Source organism: Paucilactobacillus salsurae, assembly GCF_054784995.1.
On the sequence record NZ_BAAHWX010000002.1, the window covers coordinates 1 to 22,887 of the forward strand.

The window sequence follows — 22,887 nt, forward strand, 5'->3', positions numbered from 1 at the left end:
TTCAAATTGTTCACGAGAGATGTCGCTACTATAATGGTGTGCAAAGCTTTTCATGGATTAAAAACTCCTGTTTTTGATCTAATTTAACTAAAATCAAATCGAATGTCAAAGTATCCAAACACGTTCTAAGCATTCTAATTAAAAAACTAAAAGAGGTTGCAATTGGAATATCTTCTCGATTAGCATCTTGTTGCACCTTAACTTGAAGCTCATTAAAACAGGCACCATTTCCAAATCCTTCAAAGGCACCGGCCACTAACAGCAACCAGTACGGTGTTTTGATACCAAAAAAGATGAGAAGTAAAAAGGATAATATTAGTGTCAAAATACTGATGAAGATGATTTTTTGAGGTGTGAGAATTCGACGTAATGGGGCAACCGATCCAGAACCGGCAAAGTTGGTGATAGAGCTTGGAATTTGAGTTGCACCACCAATTAATGCAGATGTTCCTAAAAGGCCCTGAGCCCACATTGGACAGTAAATTAGGAAACCAACAAATGCGCCCCAAATTAAAGTGAACAATGAAAAGTCAATCATTAATGATCGGTTTTTAAATAATCGAGCTGGGATAATCGGATCAGGTACGTGTTGTTCGACATAAATTAGCATGCTTAAAAAGAAAGCTGCGATTGCAAATGCAGATAATACTACTAGGGGATGCGCTGTCCCAATTAGCTCAATACCACATAGTAAACTAATTAAACCAATTGACATTAATGTAGCACCGTGGTAATCAACCTGTGATCTTTTTAAATGATCGTGATTATTTTCGTAGAAGATTTGAATGATGGTGGCTGAAAGTAAACCAATGGGAACGTTAATGTAGAAAATCCAGTGCCAGGACCATGTGTCAACAATGTATCCACCAATAAGTGGACCAATAATAGTAGCCATACTGTAGCTGGCCGAAACAAAACTTAACACCTGCATTCGTTTACGGGGATCAGTAAATAATTGTGCGTAAATGATGTAGGGAAGCGAAACTAGTCCACCATTGCCAATACCCGCAATCGCACGTGCGATAATTAAAAAAGTAATATTTGGTGCAATTCCTTGAAGAAAAGAGCCAACGACAAAAAATACTGCCGCCAGTTGATAGGCCATCTTATTACCAACGTGTTCACCAAATTTACTCCATAACGGTGTGCTAACAGCAGTTCCTAATAAGAATATTGAGATGATCCAGCCCATCAATTCAATTCCATGTAAGTCCGAAATAATGGCAGGTAATGCAGTATTAATAATTGTATTATCAATCCCGCTCATCGCGTTTGAAAGTAAGAGTGCACAAGTAACGATTAGTATTTGTTTTTTCGACAAAAGAAGCTCCCCAATTGCTTTGATAGTTACATGTTACAACTTTGAAAATAAATTTAAAGGATATTTAGGAGCTGTTTTGGTGATTCAAAAGAATATGTTGGTTCCGAAAAAGTTAACGAAGGATCTGCTCCCCAATTAGCCACGCCAAAATCAACGTTAGCAGCGTTGGCAGCAGTTTGGTCAACGATTGCATCCCCGATATATAAAGTCTGTTCGCGATCGATGCTTAAACTTATCATTGCCTTAATGATCGGATCAGCTGCCGGTTTGGGATTTTGAACTGCATTAGCATCGACAATGATATCCATTTTTTGTTTTAATTCGTCAGGCTCAAGCCGTTGCACGTCAGCATGACTTCGTGAGGTCACAATACCTGTTAAAATATTTTGCTGACGAAGTTCGTCAATCACAGTCATGATGTCAGGATAAAGCGGTTCAACAATTTCGGGATTATTGAGTTCTTGCCGGTATTGCGTCAGTAAAGATTCCTTGTTTGACAAGTCAATATGAAAATAGTCCATTGATGCTTCTACTGAAAGCGAAAAAGTATGTTGTAATTCTGCTTTACTTGCTTGAACGTTGAAGCTCGGTAGGATGGTTTGCATGATGGTTTGATAACTGACAAAACTATTAATTAGTGTGCCGTCAACATCAAACAAAATTAATTGATAGGTCATTTGGTTTCCTCGTTTTTAGAAGTTTTGGTCACAACAGTCAAAATTAACAATTCAATCAAAACTAACACAGTTAACACGATAAAGGCATGCTGACTACCAATGGCAGTGGTGACAGCTTTACTGCCGGCCAATGTACTTTGACTCTGCGAAATAATGGTTGCCACGATTGAAGTGCCCGTTGCGCCTGCAAATTGTTGCAGCGTATTCATAATGGCATTTCCATCTGAGTGTAACGTACTTTTGAGTTGATTGATACCGTTAGTCATAATATTACCAAAAGCTAAACCAGCACCCATCATAAAAATGAGATAAATGAAAATGATTGCTACGTTTGGTAAATGACGTGTGAAAACGGAGAGTAGAATGACGGCGATTAATGTACAACTGGACCCAATTAGGATTGGCGATCTGGCGCCGAAAGAATCTAAAATACGACCACTAAATGGCGCCAAGATCGCACCAAGAGCAGCACCGGGAAGAACAATTAAACCAGCTGTCGTGGCAGTGTTCCCATTCACGAGCTGAATGTAATTAGGAATGATAAATGACAGCCCTAGTGAAGCCAGTTGAAAGAAAAAGAAACTAATCACGTGGCCGGTGAACTTGAGATTTGTAAATGAAGCTAGTTGAATAATTGGGGCAGAAATGTGGAGTGATCGCCAAATAAACAGGAAAATCCCCAAGATACCAACGATAAAAGCCCCTAATACTGATAAGCTCAAAAAGGGGTGACTCCCCATGTTACTAAAGCCAAAAATGAGACCAGAGAACATTAGAATTAAAGCAATAATGCTGAATACATCAAAATGCGTTCGCTGTGGTGTGCTTTTTTGTTGGATACAGAATAAGCCTAACAATAATGAAATGATCAGAATTGGTAACAACAGCAAAAAAATAAAACGCCAACCCAGAGAATTGACGACTAATCCCCCAAATGTGGGCCCGATTGCTGGGGCAATTGCTGTGATTAACGTCCCGATACCCATCATTGTCCCAATTCGATGAGCAGGAACTTGTTCTAAAATAATATTAAACATTAATGGTAACGCGATCCCAGTACCAAAACCTTGAATCATTCGGCCTAGTAACAAAACGCCGAAATTAGGCGCTAAAGCATCCATAATCAAGCCAAGAATGAACAATAAATTGGCCACTAAAAACAGTGATTTAGTTTTAAATGACCGCTTCAAAACAGATGAAAGTGGCACAATGATAGCCACTACCAACATGTATAAAGTGGTCATCCACTGAACTGTTGCAGTGTTGACTTGGAAAGTGTTCATTAAAGTTGGAAAAGAAACGTTCATTGAAGTCTCGACAATCACGCCACTAAATGACAGGAGACCAGTTGCAAATACGGAAGCAGTGACTTTTGGATTAATACGATCTTGATTTTGCACGAAATTCGTCCTTTCAGTTCTGGTGAATATAAAATTGCAGCATTTTTTCAAATATTTTAATGTCGGCACTTGAAAAATGATCTGCAAGTAAATCTTGTTGCTGGGTCATGTATTGATTAATACGGTCGGTGAGAATTTTTGATTTATCAGTGAGGACCACCATTTTCTTGCGGGCATCTGTTGCCGAATCAAAGCGTCGTACGAGACTTTTTTTCTCCATGCGCTGCAGTAGCACCGTAGTGGTGGATCGCTTGATATTAAACTCAATTTCAATGGCTTTTTGAGAAGTTGTTTGATCTGAGTGACGACTGAGAAAGTCGATAATAGACATTTGGGTGCCGGTCAAATCATATTGAGCAGCAAATTGATCAAATTTTTTAGTTAATTGATTGTCCGCTTTTTTAAGCAACCTACCGATATTAGTCATAATTTTCTCCTTTTTGTTAGCTAGCTAACAAAATAACTATAAAGCGAAATTTTTGTCGCGTCAATGACAAAATTAAAAATGATATAATAATAAAAAAATAACAACAGGAGTTTTTATGAAACCAACTAAACGGCAACTTATTCAAACTGGGATCCTGATCGCCATTTTTTTATTGATCCTCGTGTATCCCAAACAATTACTTAATTTTGTGTTGATGTTAATCGGCGTGCTTTATCCATTTATTCTAGGTTTTGCACTCGCGTATGTGTTGAACATTTTATGTATGCGGCTTGAAAAATGGTACTTTCCTAAGTCACAAAATAAATGGGTGATTGGATCACGGCGCCCCTTATCCATTGTGGTGTCGTTAATCATTATTGTGTTGGTCATTTTTGGGATCTTTAAGTTAGTATTACCTGAATTTATCAATGCCTTGACGGGCTTTTTCACAGCCATCCCAAATGTGACAATGCAACTAGTCAACTGGCTACAAAATACTGACCAATTTCCAACAATCACCAAACAACTGAGCCAGTTGAATATTGATTGGACAAGCATTCAAAGCAAAGTGATGAAGTATCTAACGACGGGTGTTAGTGGTGTCTTTGGGTCAACATTTAAGATCTTTAGTGGTATTCTCAGTGGCTTAATGAACTTTATTTTGGCGTTCACATTTTCGATCTACATGTTACTAGGCAAAAACAAATTAACGAAAAATATTAATCGAGTGGCTGATGCTTATATCCCCACGAAACCATTGGAAAAAATTCGTCACGTTTTACGCGTTGCTAATAAAATGTTTAGTAGTTTTATCGTGGGTCAGGTGACAGAGGCTGTGGTTCTAGGGACGTTATGCGTGACGGGAATGTTAATTTTTAGATTTCCAGATGCCATTCCAATCGGCGCATTTGTTGGCATTATGGGGCTCATTCCCATTTTTGGCGCCTGGATTGGTGCGATTGTCGGTTTCTTGTTAATTGTGGTCAACTCACCAATTGAGGCAATTTTATTTATTGTGTTCATTTTAGTGTTACAACAAATTGAAGGTAATTTAATATATCCGCGCGTCGTGGGTACTTCGATTGGATTACCGGGGATGTGGGTGTTACTTGCCATCACAGTTGGTAGTGGATTAGCTGGAATTTTGGGGATGTTTTTAGGTGTCCCAATTACCGCAACCCTTTATCAATTATTGAAAGACGATACAGCACGCCGGCTACAGCGTGAAGAAATGAATAGTTCAGAATTAGAATAGGGAAGTCTTTGCCATGACTAAAATTAAAACTGTTACTTGCCAGGTTCAAACAAGTCAATTAACAACACCATTCGTGACAGCCAAACATACCGTTAACCAAATGGACAGCGTGGTGGTCAAAGTGGTGCTTGAAAATGGTCTTGAAGGCATTGGCTCAGCGACGCCAAATCTCGTTGTCACTGGGGACACAATTGCCACAATTCGGACAATCATTCAAGATGTCTTAGCCCCCGCCCTAATTGATCAAAAAATTGAAAATTTTAAGGCATTATTAGCATTGATTCAAACGACCATCGTTCATAATGAACCTGCCAAAGCAGCAATTGAAATTGCGCTTTATGACCTGCGGGCAAAGTGCAGTCAAACATCATTAGTCGATTTACTGGGTGGTCAACAACAAGTTGTCAAAACTGATTTTACAATCAGTATTGCCTCAATGGAGCAGATGATCGCTCATGCCCAACAAAAAGTCGCCCAAGGCTTTACTGCCCTAAAAATTAAACTTGGTAGCACAGCGATCGAAGAAGATCTGAATCGCGTTCAGCAAATTTCTGCAGCAGTCGGGCCAGCAATCAGATTACGCCTGGATGCCAATCAAGCCTGGACTGCCCAGCAGGCAATTACGGTTGCCAAACAGTTAGCCAAGTTGAACTTACCAATTGATTTCATTGAACAACCAGTGCTTGCAGATGATATTGATGGTCTCAAAAAGGTTACTGATAATAGCCCAATTCCAATTATGGCTGACGAAAGCGTGTTTTCAGCACAAGATGCCTTGAAGATTGTCAGCCAACATGCCTGCAACTATGTGAATATCAAGTTGATGAAAACTGGTGGGTTAGGTGTGGCCGAGAAAATTAATACCATTTGTGAAACAGCGGGCGTTGCTTGTATGGTCGGTTGCATGATTGAATCACCTGTTAGTATTGCTGCTGCCGTAGCATTTGTTGCTAGTCATCAAAATGTGAAATTTGCCGATTTAGATGCGGTTTACATGACCAAAAACAATTCGCAGGATGGTTATTTAACGTTACTGCAAAATCAAATTGCACTAAATCATTCGTTAGGCCTATAAAAATATATTCGTAAATGGTAAACTTTAGAAAAACAGTACTATTGGAGGAGATCGCATGGCTGAAGAAATTTTAGTAACAACCACGGAAAAGATTCCAGATCAAGAGTATGACATTATTGGGGAAGTTTTTGGGTTAACCACCCAGTCCAAAAACATTGTGCGTAATATCGGTGCCGGATTGAAAAATATCGTCGGTGGTGAAATCAAAGATTATACACAAATGATGATTGAAGCGCGCGATGTCGCGATTGAACGACTTCGTCAAAATGCGGTGGCAATGGGAGCTGATGCAGTTGTCATGATGCGCTTTGATTCTGGCTCCATTAGTGCAGATATGCAATCCGTTGCAGCGTATGGGACAGCTGTTAAATTTAAGTAAATAAAAAGTTTGGACATTTTCAAATTGTCCAAACTTTTTTTGATTAGTTTCTTAATTTATCGGCAGCAGGGTCCCAACTACCAGAGAACAATTGTTTCTTTAAATCATCAGCGGTTAAAACGTCTTTTTGGGCGAACCCTTTAAACGGTCGAATGGCTTGCAAGGCAGCATCTTGATAAGTACGGGCACACTCAAGCGCATAATCGTGAATGGAACCGTCCTTGAGATGATCAAGCATTTTAGCGCTCGGTGTGAACTCGGGATGATCAATGCGTTCTTTAACATCTTGTAGTTCTTCTTGGTATTCAGGTCCCAGTTGAATTTGATTAGCATACAGTGCAATTCGATTTAAAAACGCTTGGGCCTCATTACGATAATTGCAGATGTCATTTGGATGTTCTTCAGCAACCGCAATGTTAATTTCACGAGCACGAGTTAAAACATCATTAACTTCATTTTCATTCATGGGTGTCGACATGATGAAGTAACTGGCCAGTAGGCGAATAAATTTCAATGTTTTGGTTTTAATGCCAACGGAGGTTGTCGGATTCAAATCAAGAACACGAATCTCTAAATACTGAATACCATTAGCAGCTAATTTATCAATTGGGCCCTTACCCTTTAGTCGCACGCCATCGTGAAATTCTGTTTCGTTAATTAACTGACCAGATTTAACCCCTTCAATAATATTTTTAGCGTATTGATCGACATTGGTAAAATCTCCTGGATAGGTCATTCCAAAGCCATAAGAACTTTGACGAATACTACGAATGGGACCATCAGGACCTTGACCAGGATTGAAAAAATCACCTTCTGCAACAGGGCTAGCACCGAATAAGTATGTAAGAAGCCAGCGGTAACGCATAAAACCTTGTGCTAGTTTGGTATATAAATGATTTTCTAATTCGATCCGGGTTTTAAATTGGGTTTTAACTTTTGGATAAACAATATCTATCACTCGTGGATCAATGCTGATGTTGATGTGGGCGCCAGCCTGTGTACCTTCACGGTAACCATAACGACTAGCCCATTTATGTAAGTATTTTTCACGTGTTGGCCCCATTTTGGCCAATTGCAGCTGTGATTCATCTGCTGGTAACTTCGGTGGCATGGATAATGGCCAGAGTAATTCGCCTGGTGCCAAGGCTTGTCGTAACGCGTTGTTGATGCTAAATAAATAATGCATGGCATCTAACGCGGTAGCGGCAGGTGGTGTGACAACTTCAGGCATCGTCTCCAATAAATCGTTAGTAATCCAAGGGTTTGTTTGTTCATTGCCAATCCCAAACGGATATGGCTCTTTGCTGAAATTACCATTGGCATCGACTCGCTGCATTTCCACCTCTAGTCCCATGGTAAAATCTTGTGTTTTAGCAACGGCTTCATTATCAAAGATAATTTGCCCAATCTCACTGAACATGTTCTCACGCCCTTATCTATGTATTTTAATTGGTTCTCATCAAATTTTAATAAATAAAATTTTACTCAGTTTACCCATATCACAGTCAAAAGTCAATGAGCATCAAAAAAGATGAGACAGCTGTCTCATCTTCAATCGGTTTATAGATATTTTTGCGCTAATTTTTCCCAATCGTAAGCCCAAACAAAGCCCATCGTTTTTTCACCAGTGTGGACACTAATGACAGGGCCCAAATGGCTTGTATCAACCGGGATAGCTGGAAAGGCTTCTTTAAAGGTGGCAACCCATTCATCACTGACTTCTTGAGCATTCGCGTCGATAATTGTGACACGCAGTGGGTAATCAACTTGATGGATATCTTCTGCAAAATCGTCGCGCGCTTTTTTAAAGGCTTTTTTCATAGTTCGCTCTTTGGTTAAGGCGATAATTTGACCACGTTCATTAAACGTTAAAATCGGTTTAATTCGTAATAAGTTACCAACAAAGGCGGAACTATTAGAAATTCGACCAGTACGTAACAGGTGCCCTAGATCATCCACGATAAAGTAAACGTTAGTAGTCTGCCGCAGCTTTTCTAAAGCCGGCATGATTTGTTCGGCATGGGCGCCATGTTTCACCATTTCAGCGGCTAACAACACCATATTAGCTTCACCAGCACTGGCAATTTTAGAATCAAATGGATAAACTTTCAAACGATCGTACGTCGGTGCAAACATTGATAAATTATCGTAGAAACTGGTAATACCGGACGATAAGTGAATTGAGATCACCTCATCATAACCAGCATCAGCTAATTGATCATAGGTGGTTTGCATTTGGCCCATTGAGATTTGTGAAGTTGTCGGTAATGTTTTTTCAGTTCTGAGACGCTCGAAAAAGGTTTGTGAGTCGATATCAACGTTTTCTAAATATGATTGTTGATTAAAGATCACAGTAATCGGTACCACCGTAATGTTAAATTGTTTAACTAGGTCGGGTGACAAATAGGCAGCGCTATCTGTCACAATTGCGGTTTTCATAAGAGAACCCTCTTTTGTCTGGTTTTTGTTAGATTTTATTATAACAACCTAGCGGATAAAAACAATAAAAACTTAACTCAAGGGTTATCGATAGCGTTGCAAGCAGATTATGGTATCATGAATGTTACTGAGGGTACGATAAGTAAGGAGATTGAATTGTGAGTATTGAAATTCCAGAGAATATGGAAGAAGTGGCCATGCGGCAGGCCCAATTAAAAGTTCGTGGTCAAGAAAAGAGTGCAGACGACATCATTGCTCAGGCACTTCTTGATACCTTGCAGATCTTAATTGATCAAGAACTAGATGGCCACTATGATACGGTTGCTTTTGAGGCGCCAGATTTAGTTATTACTGATCTCATGCACGAAGAGGTTGCTAGACTAGCACCGGAAAAAGAACGATTAATTGATGATTTTAAAGATAACGCGGAACAACTATTTGATCGACTCGAAACCACGGCAAGAAAGGCAGCAGGCTCAAGATAATGACAGATTTTTTAATTGATCATCCACAACCTACAGATTTAGCAGATTTAATGCATATTGAACATGCTGGGTTTACCAATGAAGAAGCAGCGACTGGCGAAGCAATCGCTAATCGCATCAACACAATTAATGACACATTTTTTGTAGCCCGCGATGCTGATCGTAAAGTTATTGGATTTGTTAACGGCCCGGTTATTAGCGAACGATATTTAACTGATGATTTATTTGCTAGTGTTACGACCAACCCAAAAACGGGTGGTTTTCAAAGTATTCTAGGAATTGCCGTTGATCCAGCTCATCAAAATGAAGGCATTGCAACACAATTATTGGATCATTTAGCTAGCACAGCTAAGCAACATGAACGCTTAGCGGTGACGTTAACTTGTTTGGATCGTTTAGTACCATTCTATGCAAAACACGGTTACGAAGATGAAGGAATCTCAGATTCCACGCATGGTGGCGAAGTTTGGCATAACATGATCAAACCATTATAAAAGTAACGAAAAAAGACGTTTCAAAATCAAATCGTTTGCGATATAATCGATTAAAACGTTGACAGGCTTGAGGAATCGTTTTATTATCCATGCAAAGTGGAACTGTGATAAATCGTCCTTATTCCGATTTGGGAATGGGGATTTTTTTGTCAAATGACCTAACGGGGGGATAACGATGATTAAAGAACCGCTGAATAACTTAGTAGTTGTCCCAATTAGGGATGCACTGTGTTGCAAGTAGGCTAACAACTAACACGATAAAAATTTGAGGAGAATAATATAATGAAAAAATGGATTAAAAGAATTGGGATTGTTTTAGCAAGTTTATTGATGGTTGTGGCATTATCAGCTTGTGGTAAAAAAAGCTCATCTGATAAAGCACAATTAAAGACACCTGGAACCTTGACGATTGGTTTGGAGGGAACATTCGCCCCTTATTCATATCGCCAAGATGGTAAGTTAAAAGGTTTTGAAGTTGAACTGGGCAAAGCAATTGCTAAAAAAGCCGGTTTGAAGGCCAAGTTTGTGCCAACTAAGTGGGATTCTTTAATTGCTGGTGTTGGTGATCACAAGTTTGATATTGCATTAAATAACATTGGCGTAACCAGTGCCCGTGAAAAGCGTTACTTATTCACGACACCATACATTTACTCACGAGAAATTTTAATTGTTAAAAAGGGTAACACTGACATCAAATCAATTGATGACATTAAAGGCAAGAAATTTGCTGAAGGTACGGGAACCAACAACGAAACGATTGCCCAAAAATTTGGCGCCAAAATTTCACCATCTAGTGAATTTACGTCAACTCTGGACCTAGTTAAGCAAGGTCGTGTAGATGGAACTTTAAACTCTCGTGAAGCATATTTAGCATACGTGAAGGATAATCCTTCAGCTAAGAATGACTTTACGGCTACGATGGTACCAGATAGTAAGGCAGAACCTGCTAAAATTGCTGGTCTAATTGCTAAAGACAATCCAGCCTTACAAAAGAAGGTTAATAAAGCCTTGAAAGAACTTCGTCAAGACGGTACATTAACTAAGATTTCTAATAAGTACTTTACTTCAGACATCACTAAGAAATAGAACATTGATTTACATTTTGAAAGGGACTTTTTATGTGGCATACAATTGTTCATTCGACCCCAGAAATTTTTTGGGCCGGTGTTAAATTTACCATCCCACTGACATTAATTTCTTTTGCCATTGGGTTTGTCATCGCGGTGGTGACAGCCTTAATTCGAATTTCCAAACCCAAAGGTAATCCGGTTGTCGTAGGCCTTTGGAACGTCGTTAAAGCAATTTTTAGCTTTTATGTGTGGTTATTTCGTTCAACCCCACTATTAGTGCAATTGTTTATCGTCTTTTTTGGGCTACCCAATATTGGGATTCAGTTCGATGCGTTTACTGCCGGAATTATCACATTTTCGTTAAATACAGGTGCGTACTGTTCTGAAACTGTCCGTGGGGCTATTTCATCCATTCCAGAAGACCAATGGGAAGCAGCCTATTCAATTGGCATGACCTATCAACAAGTATTGTTTCGAATTATTTTCCCGCAAGCGCTACGAGTTGCGTTACCACCACTGTCAAATTCATTTATTGGCCTAGTTAAAGATACTTCTTTAGCTAGTTCCATCACGATTTTGGAAATGTTCATGGTCAGTCAACAGATTGCGGCCAAAAATTACGAACCATTGTTGATGTATTCCATTGTGGCGTTGGTGTATGCTGTTTTTTGTTCAATTTTAACAATTGCACAGCACTATCTGGAAAAATACATGTCACGGTATGTTCAAGCAACGGGGGAATAAGCAATGATAAAATTAGAACATGTTGATAAGCAGTTTCGGGATCATCATGCGTTGAATGACATCAATGTGGAATTTCCAGCTCAGCAGACGACGGTGATTGTTGGTCCTTCTGGTGCTGGCAAATCAACACTCCTGCGCTCATTGAACTTGCTGGAAAAACCAAATTCAGGCATTTATCGATTTGGTGAAGACACGATTGATTTTTCAACGGATCTTTCGACTAAGCAAGTTTTAAAAATTCGCCGAAAAACGGGGATGGTGTTTCAAAGTTGGAACTTATTTCCGCATTTGACCATTTTAGAAAATATTACTGAAGGTCCAATTCGCGTTCTCAAGCAATCTAAAACGGATGCTGAAAACAAGGCCAGAAAATTATTAGCTGAAGTTGGTCTGGAAGATACACAAAACCGCTATCCTAATCAATTATCCGGCGGCCAACAACAACGTATTTCAATTTGTCGAGCATTAGCCATGGATCCGGAATACATTTTGTTTGATGAACCTACCAGTGCACTTGATCCAGAGCTAGAAGCGCAAGTTTTACATGTGTTATTAAATCTAGCACAAATGAAACAATCGATGATTGTGGTGACACACAATATGGAATTTGCGCGGCGGGTTGCTAATCAAATTATCTTTTTAGAAGATGGTAAAGTTGAATTTGATGGCACTGCTGATGAATTTTTCAATAAACCAAGTCAACGAATTGCAGAATTTTTACAAGGCATGCAATTCTAAATAAAATGGCATTACTCAGTTATTACAGTGAGTAATGCCATTTTTTTAAATTTTTTTACTAATTTCGTAGCCTTTGGGATGACTTTCGTGATCAGCTGGTAAGGCATCTTTTGCGTAGAAGATTGCATATTCTTCGTCATCTGGACCTTTAGCGACAATCAGATCATCTGCTTGTTTAGATTTCTTAAAGATTTGGCCCTTCCGGACTGCTTCGTTATAGTCGTTAATGTTGGCAATTGAATCACCGGGATTGAAGAAAATTCTGTTAGGCATATTTCTCACGTCCTTTAACTTATTTTTTAACGAGTAATGGCACCAGTGTGCGCTCCAAAATGTGGTCTTGGATGGCCACGTAAAATTCGTTGAGCCAGTACCCGTTTTCTAATGGCAACATGTCATCGAGCGCATACACCGTTAATAGATAATTGTGGTCGGCATTCGGTGGCGTAGGGCCGTAGTAGTGACGGGTGGTCAGAGGATCAGTTTCATGAATCATGCCACCAGCAGTTGAGTTATTACCCTGCAGCATACTGAATGAGTGCTCACGACTAGCATTTTCTGGAATTTCAGTGATATCAGCGGGAATATTAGCTGCTAACCAATGAATCCAAGTAAAACCGCTTACCGGTACTGCATCATAATCTAAAAATTCGATGGCCAATGTTTTGGCACCGCTTGGCACATTTGAAATGGAGATTGGAAATGAAACAAAGGGTGCACCATTATATTTCAACTTTGGATCACAGTGTTTGGTATATTGATCAGGTAAGTGATCATCAACCAATGGGACATGAATATCCATGACATGACCTCCTAATCATTCTGATTACTTTTATTATACAATTTTTTGGCGTGAATGGTCCATTTTATCGAGTATTGTGTCCGGTAAAAAAATTCGTGATAGAAAAATATTTGACATTTGATGCTTGACAGATAAAAAAGAAGTGTGTAATCTAAGCACCAATTAAATATCGTCCATATAAACCGATGAAGTGGAGATCAAAATTATTGTGCCCGCCAAGAGAGTCACCATTGCTGAGAATGTGACCGAACGCAGATAATCAAATGGACCACGGAGGGAGCGGCCAACGGTGAAAACCAATTACCCCGCTACGTACAGGCATACGTCAGTTGCCAGGAATGTGAATACGCATTTCGATAAGATGTGGAAGTTTTAGATCAACGTGTTAGGCGATGTGGTCTAAACGTGCTCCGGAAAACTGCACCCTCCGGTTAACACAATAAAAGTAAAATCCCAAGACCGGGGATTTCACTTTTATTCCGTTAATCCTCAGGTGCAACCCGTTTTCCTCCGCACTCTTTCAAACTAAGGTGGCACCGCGGAAAATGTATCCGTCCTTAACAACACAATTTGTGTAGTTGTTATGGGCGGTTTTTTTATTTGAAGGAGGAGACACCATGGTCCCAGAAAGATTATCAAAGTTAGCACAACGTTATCCGGCAGTACCGGTCACCGTTCAATTTACAATGAGTGATTTTAAACCAGTTGAAATTTTTAATGCGTTGAAGGATGCAAATGAACCCGGTTTTTTGTTAACTGGTAAACCTAAAAGTACTGAAGATGGTTATACCTTTATTGGGTTAGCGCCGAAACAAACTTTTACGTATCGTGATGGTTATTTAACAACAACTGATACGAAGGGCAACGAAACGATCCAGCAAACATCGCTAAAACCAATTTTAGAAAAACTATTAAAAAAATATCAAACACCAAGATTGCCTGACTTACCACCGTTCACTGGCGGCTTAATTGGCTATTTTAGTTATGATTATGCCAAATATGCGACCACCGCGTTGACGAAAAATGTTCAAGATCCAATGCAACTAGATGACGCCGATCTATTACTAGTCGATCGTGTGATTGCCTATAATCATCGTGAAAAAAAGGTGACAATTAGCCAAATTGTAGCAACTGAAGATCTTGATCTTGATCAAGTCTATGAGCAAGTGCTTGCAAGCTTGGAAGATCTACGCACGACAATTGCCGACATTGCCCCGAAACCATTACCAACGTTTGCGTTAACGAAGCCATTTCATTTTCAGTTTTCTCTGACAGAATTTAGTCAACGAGTTGCTTTAGCACAACAGCATATTGTGGATGGCGATATTTTTCAAATGATTTTTTCAAATCCACAAGCTGCAGAAATGGATGGTTCGTTGTTAGGGGTGGCACCGACGTTGTTTGCTGACAGTCCATCTCCGTATCAATTCTATTTCCATCATCGTGATTTTGAAACAGTGGGCGCCAGTCCAGAAACGTTGATTACAAAACGTGACGATACTTTGTTTACGTATCCATTAGCAGGAACGAGAAGACGAGGTGAAACACCTGAAGAAGATGCAAAATTTGCTCACGAATTACAAACTGATGAAAAAGAAAAAGCTGAGCACAATATGCTGATTGATTTGGGCCGAAATGACTTAGGGATGGTCAGCCAGTTTGGTAGTGTGCAGGTCACGCAAACACGTAATCTATTAAAATTTGCGAATGTCATGCATTTAGGCTCAACTGTTGAAAGTAAAGTCGCACCTGATGCATCAGGTTTAGATGTGATCAATGCGGTTTTGCCGGCAGGAACGTTATCGGGAGCGCCAAAAATTAGTGCGATGCAAATTATTGCTGATTTAGAAGATCGTAAGCGTGGTGTCTACGGTGGCTGCTTAGGATACTTGGATTTTTCTGGTGATTTAGATTTTTGTATTGGGATTCGGTTAACTTATCGGAAAGGCAAGCACATCGTCGTTCATTCCGGGGCCGGGATTGTCGCCGATAGTGTTGCGAAATATGAGTACCAAGAATTTAATAACAAGGCCCTTGCCGTGGTGAATGCGATCAATAAATCAGACGTTGGAGGTGTCGCTCATGCTTTATCTAATCGATAATTACGATAGTTTTACTTATAACTTGTACCAATTAATTGGTCAATTAACAGATGAGCCAATTAAAGTGATCAAAAATGACGAATTGACGGTTGAACAGTTGGAACAACTGCATCCTACTAAACTAGTTTTGTCACCTGGGCCAGGTCGTCCGGAAGACGCGAATAACATGCCGGCTATTCTACAAGCATTTCTTGGTAAAATTCCTATTTTAGGTGTATGCCTTGGCCATCAAGCAATTGGCGAGGCATATGGGGGTAAAGTCGTTCATGCACCACAATTAATGCATGGCAAACCATCACTGATGACCCAAATTGGGTCGGATAACTTATTTCAAAACTGCCCACAAAGTTTTGAAGCTGCTCGTTATCATTCGTTAGTTTTGGATCCTGACACTATTCCGGACGACTTAACTGTCACAATGACAGCAGAAGATGGCACGATTCAAGCAATTGCCGATGAAAAAAATTTGGTCTATGGTGTTCAGTTTCATCCAGAATCAATTATGACTGAACCTGAGGTGGGACGCCGAATTATCAGTAATTTTTTGCAAATTAAAGTCCCTGATTTACAAAAATAATGAAAAAGCACTTGCATTTTTTCTCATAATGTTTTAATGTAATAACCAATCAAATATTCGTCCACATAAACCAATGAGATGGAGATCAAGATAGCCGTGCACGCGCAGAGAGTTGACGTTGCTGAGAGTTCAATCGAACGCAGACTATTAAATGGACCATCGAGGGAACGGCCAAAGATAGTGATATCGATTACCCCGTTACGTCAGACACGCGTGAGATTGTCGGAAATGTGATTGCATTTCTTTGAGATGTGGGAGGTTTTAGGCAGTATAGCCTAAACGTGTTCAGGAAAACTGCTTGTTGCGGTTAACCCGCTAAAAGCCAAATTCCAAGTTCAGAAATTTCGCTTTTAGCACGTTAATCCTCACAAGCAACCCGTTTTCCTTCACACTCTTCCAAAATAAGGTGGCACCGCGGAAAAAATAATCCGTCCTTATAACAAATGATTTTTGTTATGTGGACGGATTTTTTGTTACAAAAATTTTCAAGAGGGTGCAACAAATGACAAAAACAATTAAACGATGGCAATTCTTTATTATCATTTAACAAGCATTATTGATAGATCAAAACAAAAAATGAAATGAGGAATTTATAATGATTGAAACAGCAATTAAGAAAGTCGCAAATGATGAAAATTTAACTTTTGATGAGGCCCAACAAGTGATGGACGAGATTATGAATGGGGAAACAAATGATATTCAAATTTCTTCATTTTTAACCGCCTTAAGTATGAAACATGAAACGGTTGATGAAATTGCCGGGAGCGCCAAATCAATGCGCGATCATGCCGCTAAATTTAATGCCGATGAAACAGTCCTTGAAATTGTTGGTACAGGTGGGGATCATGCAAACACCTTTAATATTTCAACTACATCAGCCATGGTAATTGCCGCTGCTGGCATTCCAGTCGCTAAGCACGGTAACCGGGCTGCATCTTCAAAAAGTGGCGCAGCTGATGTGCTTGAATCACTAGGTGTGAACATTAATTTAACGCCTGCCAAAAGTGAAGCACTCCTGCACGAAATTGGTTTTTGTTTCTTATTTGCCCAAGAGTATCACCAAGCAATGAAATACGTGATGCCTGTTAGAAAGACTTTGGGAATTCGTACCGTCTTCAATATTCTTGGGCCATTAACTAATCCGGCACATGCTACAAAACAATTGTTAGGTGTTTACGATGAAACCTTACTCGAACCAATGGCCAATGTATTAAAACAACTTGGTGTTAAGGATGCAATGGTTGTCCATGGTCAAGATGGGTTAGATGAAATCACCTTGAGCAAGCCAACTAGTGTTGTTGAATTACGGAACGGCAAAATCACTAAATACACGATTGATCCAAGAGATTATGGAATGAAATTAGTTGATAAAAGTGAATTAGTTGGTGGGACACCACATGAAAATGCGCAAATTACTAAAGATATTTTAGCGGGTAAACAAGGTCCCAAATATGACGTTGTCTTATTGAACGCCGGCGCAGCGTTACACATTGCTAATCCGGCATTAAGTATTCAAGATGGTATTGATTTAGCTAGAAAAACCATTGAAAGTGGTAAAGCTAGTGAAAAACTCACGCAATTAATTCAATATACTCAGGAGGCCGTTGCATGATTTTAGACGATTTAGTAGCGGTCACTAAAAAGAGAGTGGCTAAAGAAAAAGAAATGATTTCATTAGCAGCACTTAAACAACAGGTGGCACAGTTGCCAGTTGATGAAACCAAACCATTTGAGGCGGCACTGGAGAAATCAGGAATGAATATCATTGCAGAAGTAAAAAAAGCCTCTCCTTCAAAAGGCATCATTGCGGAACAATTTCCATATGTAGAAATTGCAGAAGAATATGATGCTGCCGGTGCCAATGCCATTTCTGTTTTGACCGAACCAGAGTATTTTTTAGGGTCATTAGACTATTTAAAAGAGATTGTGCAACACGTTCAGATCCCAGTATTACGCAAAGATTTTACGATTGATGAATACATGATTTACCAAGCCAAACTAGCAGGTGCATCTGCGGTGCTATTAATTGTTAATATCTTGACTAAGTCACAATTACAAGATTATTTGAATCTCGCTGAGTCATTGGGCATGTCAGCATTAGTTGAGGCTCACGACGAAAACGAAATTAAAACAGCCATCGAAGTGGGTGCTAAAATTATCGGCATCAACAATCGCAATTTAAAAGACTTCTCCGTTGATTTCAGTAACAGCGAACGTCTACGAAAACTTGTCCCGGATGACTGCATTTACGTTGCTGAAAGTGGCGTTAAACAAGCTCAAGATACGCAAGTATTACGACAACATGATATTCATGTGGCACTAGTTGGTGAAACGTTAATGGAGTCAGATGATAAAAAGAAAATGTTAGCAGACCTAAAGGAGCCGATGTCAGTTGACCAAAGTTAAAATTTGTGGCATTCATTCGCTCACAACAGTACCCATATTAAATGAACTGCAACCAGATTTAGTGGGGTTTGTGTTTGCTAAAAGTAAACGGCAAGTGCAATTACAAGAAGCACTAACGATTAAGCAAGAATTATCACCAACAATTAAGACGGTCGGGGTGTTTGTTAATCCCACGTTTGATCAAATTGTCCCATTAATCGAACAGCAGGTGATTGAACTAGTTCAACTGCATGGTCGTCAAGATCAAGACTTGGTTGAACAAATTCAAAAGATGGGAGTTCAAGTGACCCAAGTCATTCACGTCACTGATCATTTAACAACAACACCAGATTTTGTCATGTATGATGGTCAGCAACCAGGTAGTGGTCAAAAGATTAATTGGGACCTGATTCAAGCCAATCGGCAACCCTTTTTCTTGGCTGGCGGTCTGACGCCAGACAATGTCCAACAAGCAATTCAGACAGTTCAACCAGATTATGTCGATGTCAGTTCCGGAGTAGAAACTGATGGACAAAAGGATCCAGAAAAAATAAGACAATTTATACGGAGGGCGCGCAATGCAAGAAGCTAAAGAAACAACAACAAAAACCGGCCGCTTTGGAGAATACGGTGGCCAATATATCCCAGAAACATTGATGACAGAAATTGATCGGTTAACCAAAGCATATAATCATTATAAAGACGATCCTGATTTTCAAGCAGAATTAAAAGATTTATTAGTGAAGTATGCTAACCGCCCATCACTTTTATATCATGCTAAACGAATGAGTAAAGACTTAGGTGGTGCACAGATTTATTTCAAACGTGAAGATTTAAATCATACTGGATCACATAAAATTAATAACGTTCTCGGCCAAATTTTACTCGCTAAAAAAATGGGCAAAACGCGTGTCATCGCAGAAACAGGTGCCGGCCAACATGGCGTTGCCACCGCAACAGTAGCTGCATTAATGGGGATGGAATGTGAAATCTTCATGGGTAAATTAGATACCGAACGCCAAGCATTAAATGTTTACCGAATGGAATTACTTGGTGCAAAAGTGAACGCCATTTCAACTGGAACCGGGACACTAAAAGATGCCGTTAACGCCGCTATGCAAGAATGGACACGGCGTATGGATGATACCCACTATGTCATTGGTTCTGTAATGGGTCCTCACCCATTTCCAACGATGGTGCGTGATTTTCAATCTGTGATTGGTAAAGAGATTAAGGCACAGATGCTTGAAGAAACTGGCAAGTTACCAGATGCTGTCGTTGCTTGTGTCGGTGGTGGTAGCAATGCCATTGGTGCTTTCTACGATTTTATTGATGACGAGAATGTTCAACTAATTGGGTGCGAAGCGGCTGGTAAAGGTGTTGACACTGAAGAAACCGCTGCGACCCTTGAAACAGGACGCATGGGCATTTTTCATGGTATGAAATCACTGTTTTGCCAAGATGATGATGGTGATATTGCCCCTGTTTACTCAATTTCAGCCGGTCTAGATTATCCTGGTATTGGACCAGAACATGCCCACTTACAAGCCATTAATCGCGCACAATATGTTGGGATTACAGATGATGAAGCTGTTGAAGCATTTGAATACATCGCAAAAGAAGAAGGCATCATTGCCGCAATTGAAAGTTCTCATGCGGTGGCCTATGTTAAAAAATTGGCACCAACCATGCGACCTGATCAAGTGATTGTCTGCAATTTATCTGGACGCGGTGATAAAGATGTCGCTGCGATTGCACGTTATAAAGGGGTGGATTTACATGACTAGTTTAAAAGAAGCATTTGCAAAAGAGAATACATTTGTGGGCTTCACCGTTGCCGGTGATCCATCAATTGATAAAAGTATCGAATATGTAGTGGCGATGGCTAATGCTGGGGCAGACGTTGTTGAATTGGGAATTCCATTTAGTGATCCGGTTGCTGATGGACCAGTGATTCAGGCAGCTGATTTACGGGCGTTTGCTGCTGAAATCACAACCGACAAAATTTTCACGATGGTGGAACGTATTCGTGAACAGACTGATGTCCCATTGGTTTTCCTATCTTATGCCAATAAGATTTTTGATTATGGTTATGAAGAATTTTATGACCGTTGTGAAACTTTAGGTGTTAATGGGACCGTTATTCCTGATTTACCTGTCGAAGAACGTGGGGAAGTTGCTGAAATTGCCAACCGGCATCATGTCAGCATCATTCCACTAGTGGCACCTACATCTGGTGATCGGATTGAAAAAATCGTTAAGGATAGTACCGGATTTATTTACCTAGTGTCATCTTTGGGGGTCACCGGGATGCGTGATCAAGTTTCCAATCAATTACAAACTACGATTAAAAAAATCAAACAAGTAACTGATACACCTGTGGCTGTCGGATTTGGGATTCACACACCTGAACAAGCACAAGAGATGAATCAGTTAGCTGATGGCGCGATTGTAGGATCGGCAATTGTTAAGTTAATTGAAGAAAATCCACAAAATGCCGCACCAAAGATTACCGAATTTGTGACTGCCATGAAAAATGGCGTTACAACGCACTAAATTAAAAAGATTCCAGCAATTGCTGGAATCTTTTTTAGTCGAGGTAAAGTTGGCGTAAATCGCTCAGTTGCCGATCTGAAACGCCAATGTATTTTTGTAAATAATTCAAAACAGTTCCATATTCATGTTTAATCAAGGTTAAAGCAGTATTAACATAATCAGGTGAAACCGTTGAAAGGGCCAAAATGTTTTCGGTCAACGTTTTTGACACATTTTGTTGTTGCTTTAAGCGATCAATTTTCTGGGTGACGTATTCGCGAGTCACAGCGTTTGTCAGTAAATAATCATCCACAATGGTGTGTTGATCAACTTGCAAGGCACTCAACAAGAAAACGGCACCCATGCCCGTGCGATCTTTGCCGGCCGTACAATGGAACAGGACTGATTCTGTTTCATTAACACTGAGTAATCTATCGAAAAAAGTTTGATAAGAATTTTTAGCTTGTTTCGTTGTGACCATGTTTTTATAAACTTCTAACATATGATCGTAACCTGCTTTAGGCCCATTTAATTCAGCCGCCAGTTGCGCAGAACTTTTGGATGCGTCTGTTTCATCACGGTCAAACACCGGCAATGGGGTATAGGTTGCTGTTGACGGTACTTTGTCCGGTTGTTTTTCGATTTCATCAGGGGCCCGAAAGTCAATATCGTACTTGACGTTTAACTGAGATAAGACCGTCAAATCATCTTGATTCAAGGTATGCAAATGGCCGGATCTCAGCAGACGATGCCACTTGATGGATTGCCCATTGATGGTTTGATAACCACCAAGATCACGAAAGTTATTGCCGTCTTCAATTGGTAAAACACGTTGATTTTGCATAATTTCCTCCCCATACCAATTACGTTATTAAAACTTACTAATTTCCATTGTACATGGTTACGACATGAGAAACAAAGATTAGAGATATTGACCTAAAACTTTGGCGAGATTGTGGCCGGCGATTTGGGAGCCTTTAAAATTAGGATGGAGGCCATCCGTGTAGGCTAAACGCCAAGCCTTTGTTTCGATGATGCCGATGTTTGAAAATGTGGGGACAATTTTTCTAAAAATCGGTGCAAAGGTTTGCGTAAAGGGAATCATTACCATGATTTGCGTGGTTGGATAATACTGCTGCAAACGAGTTAAAAACGAAATTAAGCGCTCAGTGAAAGCGTCCCGTGGGTATGCATGATCATTAACGCCAATATTGACCACAACTAATTGTGCTTTCGGTGGTATAAATGGTGTTTGTTGATCCAATTTATGTAAAAAGCCCAACGCATTTGGAACACCACCCATACCAGGACGTAATAGTCCTGCGGCAGAATAACTAATTCTAGTTACATCTAGGAGTAATAAATCAGCGCAAACGGCCACATAATTTTGGTGAGCACCATAGTCAACAGAAGCGTGCAGCCCGTTTAGCCAACAACCAGCAGTAATTGAATCACCAATAAAGGTGACTGGCGTTTGTGCGGGTGCGGGTGTGACGGTGGCAGTTTCGTCAACAGTCATTGACTGAAAAGCAAAGCCTTGTTGATCAGTCCACACGTCATCTAGATCACTATTGCCAATCATCATAATTTCAATTGTATGCTGGTTGAGTGCCACTGGTATCGTGATGGGCATTTGATTGACACTGAATTTTTGCCAATGTTTGTGATCAATGCGCACACCGATAATCTGGGCCGGGCCAAGTGGATGCCCATTATTTAAAAAATTCAATGTTAGCTGTGAAGTTTTGTTAAGCTGAAACTTAATTGTGGCCCCCAGATTTGTCGCATATAAAACCTGCTGGTTGCGGATGGTTGTTTCAGTAAAACGGCCAATTAAATGGCAATATTGTGCAATTTCAGCAGCATTTAGCGTTTTGATGCCCATAACCATAATCCTTTCAATTCAAGCAATGTTAGCTTTTTTCTTAATTTCAATCTTAGACAAAATCACTGGCTGGTGCAACATGGTAAAATAGGGAAGT

The 22,887-nt window shown here is 39.9% G+C and carries 25 protein-coding genes; 15 read left to right on the top strand and 10 right to left on the bottom strand.

All coding sequences use genetic code 11. The features are described from left to right. Positions 1-28: 28 nt before the first annotated feature. Genes ACYVQZ_RS02015 through ACYVQZ_RS02030 form a run of 4 tightly spaced genes read right to left on the bottom strand, consistent with a single transcriptional unit; the run spans position 29 to position 3,825 of the window. The gene (locus tag ACYVQZ_RS02015; RefSeq protein WP_461239723.1) at positions 29-1,321 is read right to left on the bottom strand and encodes an MFS transporter; all 1,293 of its coding nucleotides are present in this window, start codon (positions 1,319-1,321) and stop codon (positions 29-31) included. Between the two features lie 53 nt (positions 1,322-1,374). Continuing rightward, complete coding sequence (locus ACYVQZ_RS02020) at positions 1,375-1,998, bottom strand: HAD family hydrolase (RefSeq protein WP_461239724.1); 624 nt, start codon at positions 1,996-1,998, stop codon at positions 1,375-1,377. Continuing rightward, on the bottom strand, positions 1,995-3,398 hold the full coding sequence (locus ACYVQZ_RS02025; protein WP_461239725.1) for a DHA2 family efflux MFS transporter permease subunit: 1,404 nt from the start codon (positions 3,396-3,398) through the stop codon (positions 1,995-1,997). Before ACYVQZ_RS02025 ends, ACYVQZ_RS02020 begins: the two co-directional genes overlap by 4 nt. 13 nt (positions 3,399-3,411) lie before the next feature. Beyond that, positions 3,412-3,825: a MarR family winged helix-turn-helix transcriptional regulator gene (locus tag ACYVQZ_RS02030; protein WP_461239726.1), complete on the bottom strand. Its 414-nt coding sequence runs from the start codon at positions 3,823-3,825 to the stop codon at positions 3,412-3,414. Positions 3,826-3,940: 115 nt separating this feature from the next. On the opposite strand from ACYVQZ_RS02030, the gene ACYVQZ_RS02035 reads away from it, so the two are divergent. The 3 genes from ACYVQZ_RS02035 to ACYVQZ_RS02045 are packed head-to-tail and all read left to right on the top strand — an operon-like array spanning position 3,941 to position 6,534. After that, positions 3,941-5,080 (top strand): AI-2E family transporter, encoded by a 1,140-nt coding sequence (locus ACYVQZ_RS02035; protein ID WP_461239727.1) that lies wholly within the window; start codon positions 3,941-3,943, stop codon positions 5,078-5,080. Positions 5,081-5,093: 13 nt separating this feature from the next. Then, the gene (locus ACYVQZ_RS02040; protein ID WP_461239728.1) at positions 5,094-6,155 is read left to right on the top strand and encodes a dipeptide epimerase; all 1,062 of its coding nucleotides are present in this window, start codon (positions 5,094-5,096) and stop codon (positions 6,153-6,155) included. Positions 6,156-6,210: 55 nt separating this feature from the next. Next, entirely contained in the window at positions 6,211-6,534 is a 324-nt protein-coding gene (locus ACYVQZ_RS02045; RefSeq protein ID WP_461239729.1) for a heavy metal-binding domain-containing protein, read from the top strand. Positions 6,535-6,577: 43 nt separating this feature from the next. Here ACYVQZ_RS02045 and ACYVQZ_RS02050 read toward each other — a convergent pair whose 3' ends face one another. Further along, positions 6,578-7,954: a glutamate--cysteine ligase gene (locus ACYVQZ_RS02050; protein ID WP_461239730.1), complete on the bottom strand. Its 1,377-nt coding sequence runs from the start codon at positions 7,952-7,954 to the stop codon at positions 6,578-6,580. A 140-nt stretch (positions 7,955-8,094) separates the two neighbouring features. Beyond that, positions 8,095-8,973, bottom strand: coding sequence for a DegV family protein (locus tag ACYVQZ_RS02055; RefSeq protein ID WP_461239731.1), 879 nt, complete (start codon positions 8,971-8,973; stop codon positions 8,095-8,097). 158 nt (positions 8,974-9,131) lie between these two features. Here ACYVQZ_RS02055 and ACYVQZ_RS02060 point away from each other — a divergent pair, with 158 nt between their 5' ends. The 5 genes from ACYVQZ_RS02060 to ACYVQZ_RS02080 all read left to right on the top strand — a co-directional run bounded on the left by ACYVQZ_RS02060 (position 9,132) and on the right by ACYVQZ_RS02080 (position 12,504). Beyond that, positions 9,132-9,458: a hypothetical protein gene (locus ACYVQZ_RS02060; RefSeq protein WP_461239732.1), complete on the top strand. Its 327-nt coding sequence runs from the start codon at positions 9,132-9,134 to the stop codon at positions 9,456-9,458. Next, positions 9,458-9,952, top strand: coding sequence for a GNAT family N-acetyltransferase (locus ACYVQZ_RS02065; RefSeq protein ID WP_461239733.1), 495 nt, complete (start codon positions 9,458-9,460; stop codon positions 9,950-9,952). The genes ACYVQZ_RS02060 and ACYVQZ_RS02065 overlap by 1 nt, the downstream gene beginning before the upstream one ends. A 282-nt stretch (positions 9,953-10,234) precedes the next feature. Continuing rightward, entirely contained in the window at positions 10,235-11,038 is an 804-nt protein-coding gene (locus ACYVQZ_RS02070) for a transporter substrate-binding domain-containing protein (RefSeq protein WP_461239734.1), read from the top strand. 32 nt (positions 11,039-11,070) lie between these two features. Beyond that, positions 11,071-11,766: an amino acid ABC transporter permease gene (locus ACYVQZ_RS02075; protein ID WP_461239735.1), complete on the top strand. Its 696-nt coding sequence runs from the start codon at positions 11,071-11,073 to the stop codon at positions 11,764-11,766. A gap of 3 nt (positions 11,767-11,769) precedes the next feature. Further along, on the top strand, positions 11,770-12,504 hold the full coding sequence (locus ACYVQZ_RS02080; protein ID WP_461239736.1) for an amino acid ABC transporter ATP-binding protein: 735 nt from the start codon (positions 11,770-11,772) through the stop codon (positions 12,502-12,504). A 45-nt stretch (positions 12,505-12,549) separates the two neighbouring features. Here ACYVQZ_RS02080 and ACYVQZ_RS02085 read toward each other — a convergent pair whose 3' ends face one another. Beyond that, positions 12,550-12,777 (bottom strand): hypothetical protein, encoded by a 228-nt coding sequence (locus tag ACYVQZ_RS02085; protein WP_461239737.1) that lies wholly within the window; start codon positions 12,775-12,777, stop codon positions 12,550-12,552. A 19-nt stretch (positions 12,778-12,796) separates the two neighbouring features. Further along, positions 12,797-13,306, bottom strand: a complete 510-nt coding sequence (locus tag ACYVQZ_RS02090) for a YbhB/YbcL family Raf kinase inhibitor-like protein (protein WP_461239738.1) — start codon at positions 13,304-13,306, stop codon at positions 12,797-12,799. Between the two features lie 617 nt (positions 13,307-13,923). Here ACYVQZ_RS02090 and ACYVQZ_RS02095 point away from each other — a divergent pair. From ACYVQZ_RS02095 to trpA, 7 genes are all read left to right on the top strand, one after another. After that, on the top strand, positions 13,924-15,408 hold the full coding sequence (locus tag ACYVQZ_RS02095) for an anthranilate synthase component I family protein (RefSeq protein ID WP_461239739.1): 1,485 nt from the start codon (positions 13,924-13,926) through the stop codon (positions 15,406-15,408). After that, positions 15,389-15,985, top strand: a complete 597-nt coding sequence (locus ACYVQZ_RS02100; protein ID WP_461239740.1) for an anthranilate synthase component II — start codon at positions 15,389-15,391, stop codon at positions 15,983-15,985. Before ACYVQZ_RS02095 ends, ACYVQZ_RS02100 begins: the two co-directional genes overlap by 20 nt. A 595-nt stretch (positions 15,986-16,580) precedes the next feature. Further along, positions 16,581-17,597 carry an anthranilate phosphoribosyltransferase gene (gene trpD / locus ACYVQZ_RS02105; RefSeq protein WP_461239741.1) on the top strand — a complete coding sequence of 339 codons (1,017 nt, stop codon included), beginning with the start codon at positions 16,581-16,583 and terminating at the stop codon, positions 17,595-17,597. Continuing rightward, positions 17,594-18,391 carry an indole-3-glycerol phosphate synthase TrpC gene (gene trpC, locus ACYVQZ_RS02110; protein WP_461239742.1) on the top strand — a complete coding sequence of 266 codons (798 nt, stop codon included), beginning with the start codon at positions 17,594-17,596 and terminating at the stop codon, positions 18,389-18,391. The genes trpD and trpC overlap by 4 nt, the downstream gene beginning before the upstream one ends. Next, positions 18,378-18,962 carry a phosphoribosylanthranilate isomerase gene (locus tag ACYVQZ_RS02115; protein WP_461239743.1) on the top strand — a complete coding sequence of 195 codons (585 nt, stop codon included), beginning with the start codon at positions 18,378-18,380 and terminating at the stop codon, positions 18,960-18,962. Before trpC ends, ACYVQZ_RS02115 begins: the two co-directional genes overlap by 14 nt. After that, positions 18,949-20,157: a tryptophan synthase subunit beta gene (gene trpB, locus ACYVQZ_RS02120; RefSeq protein WP_461239744.1), complete on the top strand. Its 1,209-nt coding sequence runs from the start codon at positions 18,949-18,951 to the stop codon at positions 20,155-20,157. Before ACYVQZ_RS02115 ends, trpB begins: the two co-directional genes overlap by 14 nt. Then, complete coding sequence (gene trpA, locus ACYVQZ_RS02125) at positions 20,150-20,926, top strand: tryptophan synthase subunit alpha (protein WP_461239745.1); 777 nt, start codon at positions 20,150-20,152, stop codon at positions 20,924-20,926. Before trpB ends, trpA begins: the two co-directional genes overlap by 8 nt. A 34-nt stretch (positions 20,927-20,960) precedes the next feature. Here trpA and ACYVQZ_RS02130 read toward each other — a convergent pair whose 3' ends face one another. Continuing rightward, positions 20,961-21,749 (bottom strand): tyrosine-protein phosphatase, encoded by a 789-nt coding sequence (locus tag ACYVQZ_RS02130; protein WP_461239746.1) that lies wholly within the window; start codon positions 21,747-21,749, stop codon positions 20,961-20,963. A 78-nt stretch (positions 21,750-21,827) separates the two neighbouring features. Continuing rightward, positions 21,828-22,790, bottom strand: a complete 963-nt coding sequence (locus tag ACYVQZ_RS02135; protein ID WP_461239747.1) for a GDSL-type esterase/lipase family protein — start codon at positions 22,788-22,790, stop codon at positions 21,828-21,830. Positions 22,791-22,887: the final 97 nt, after the last annotated feature.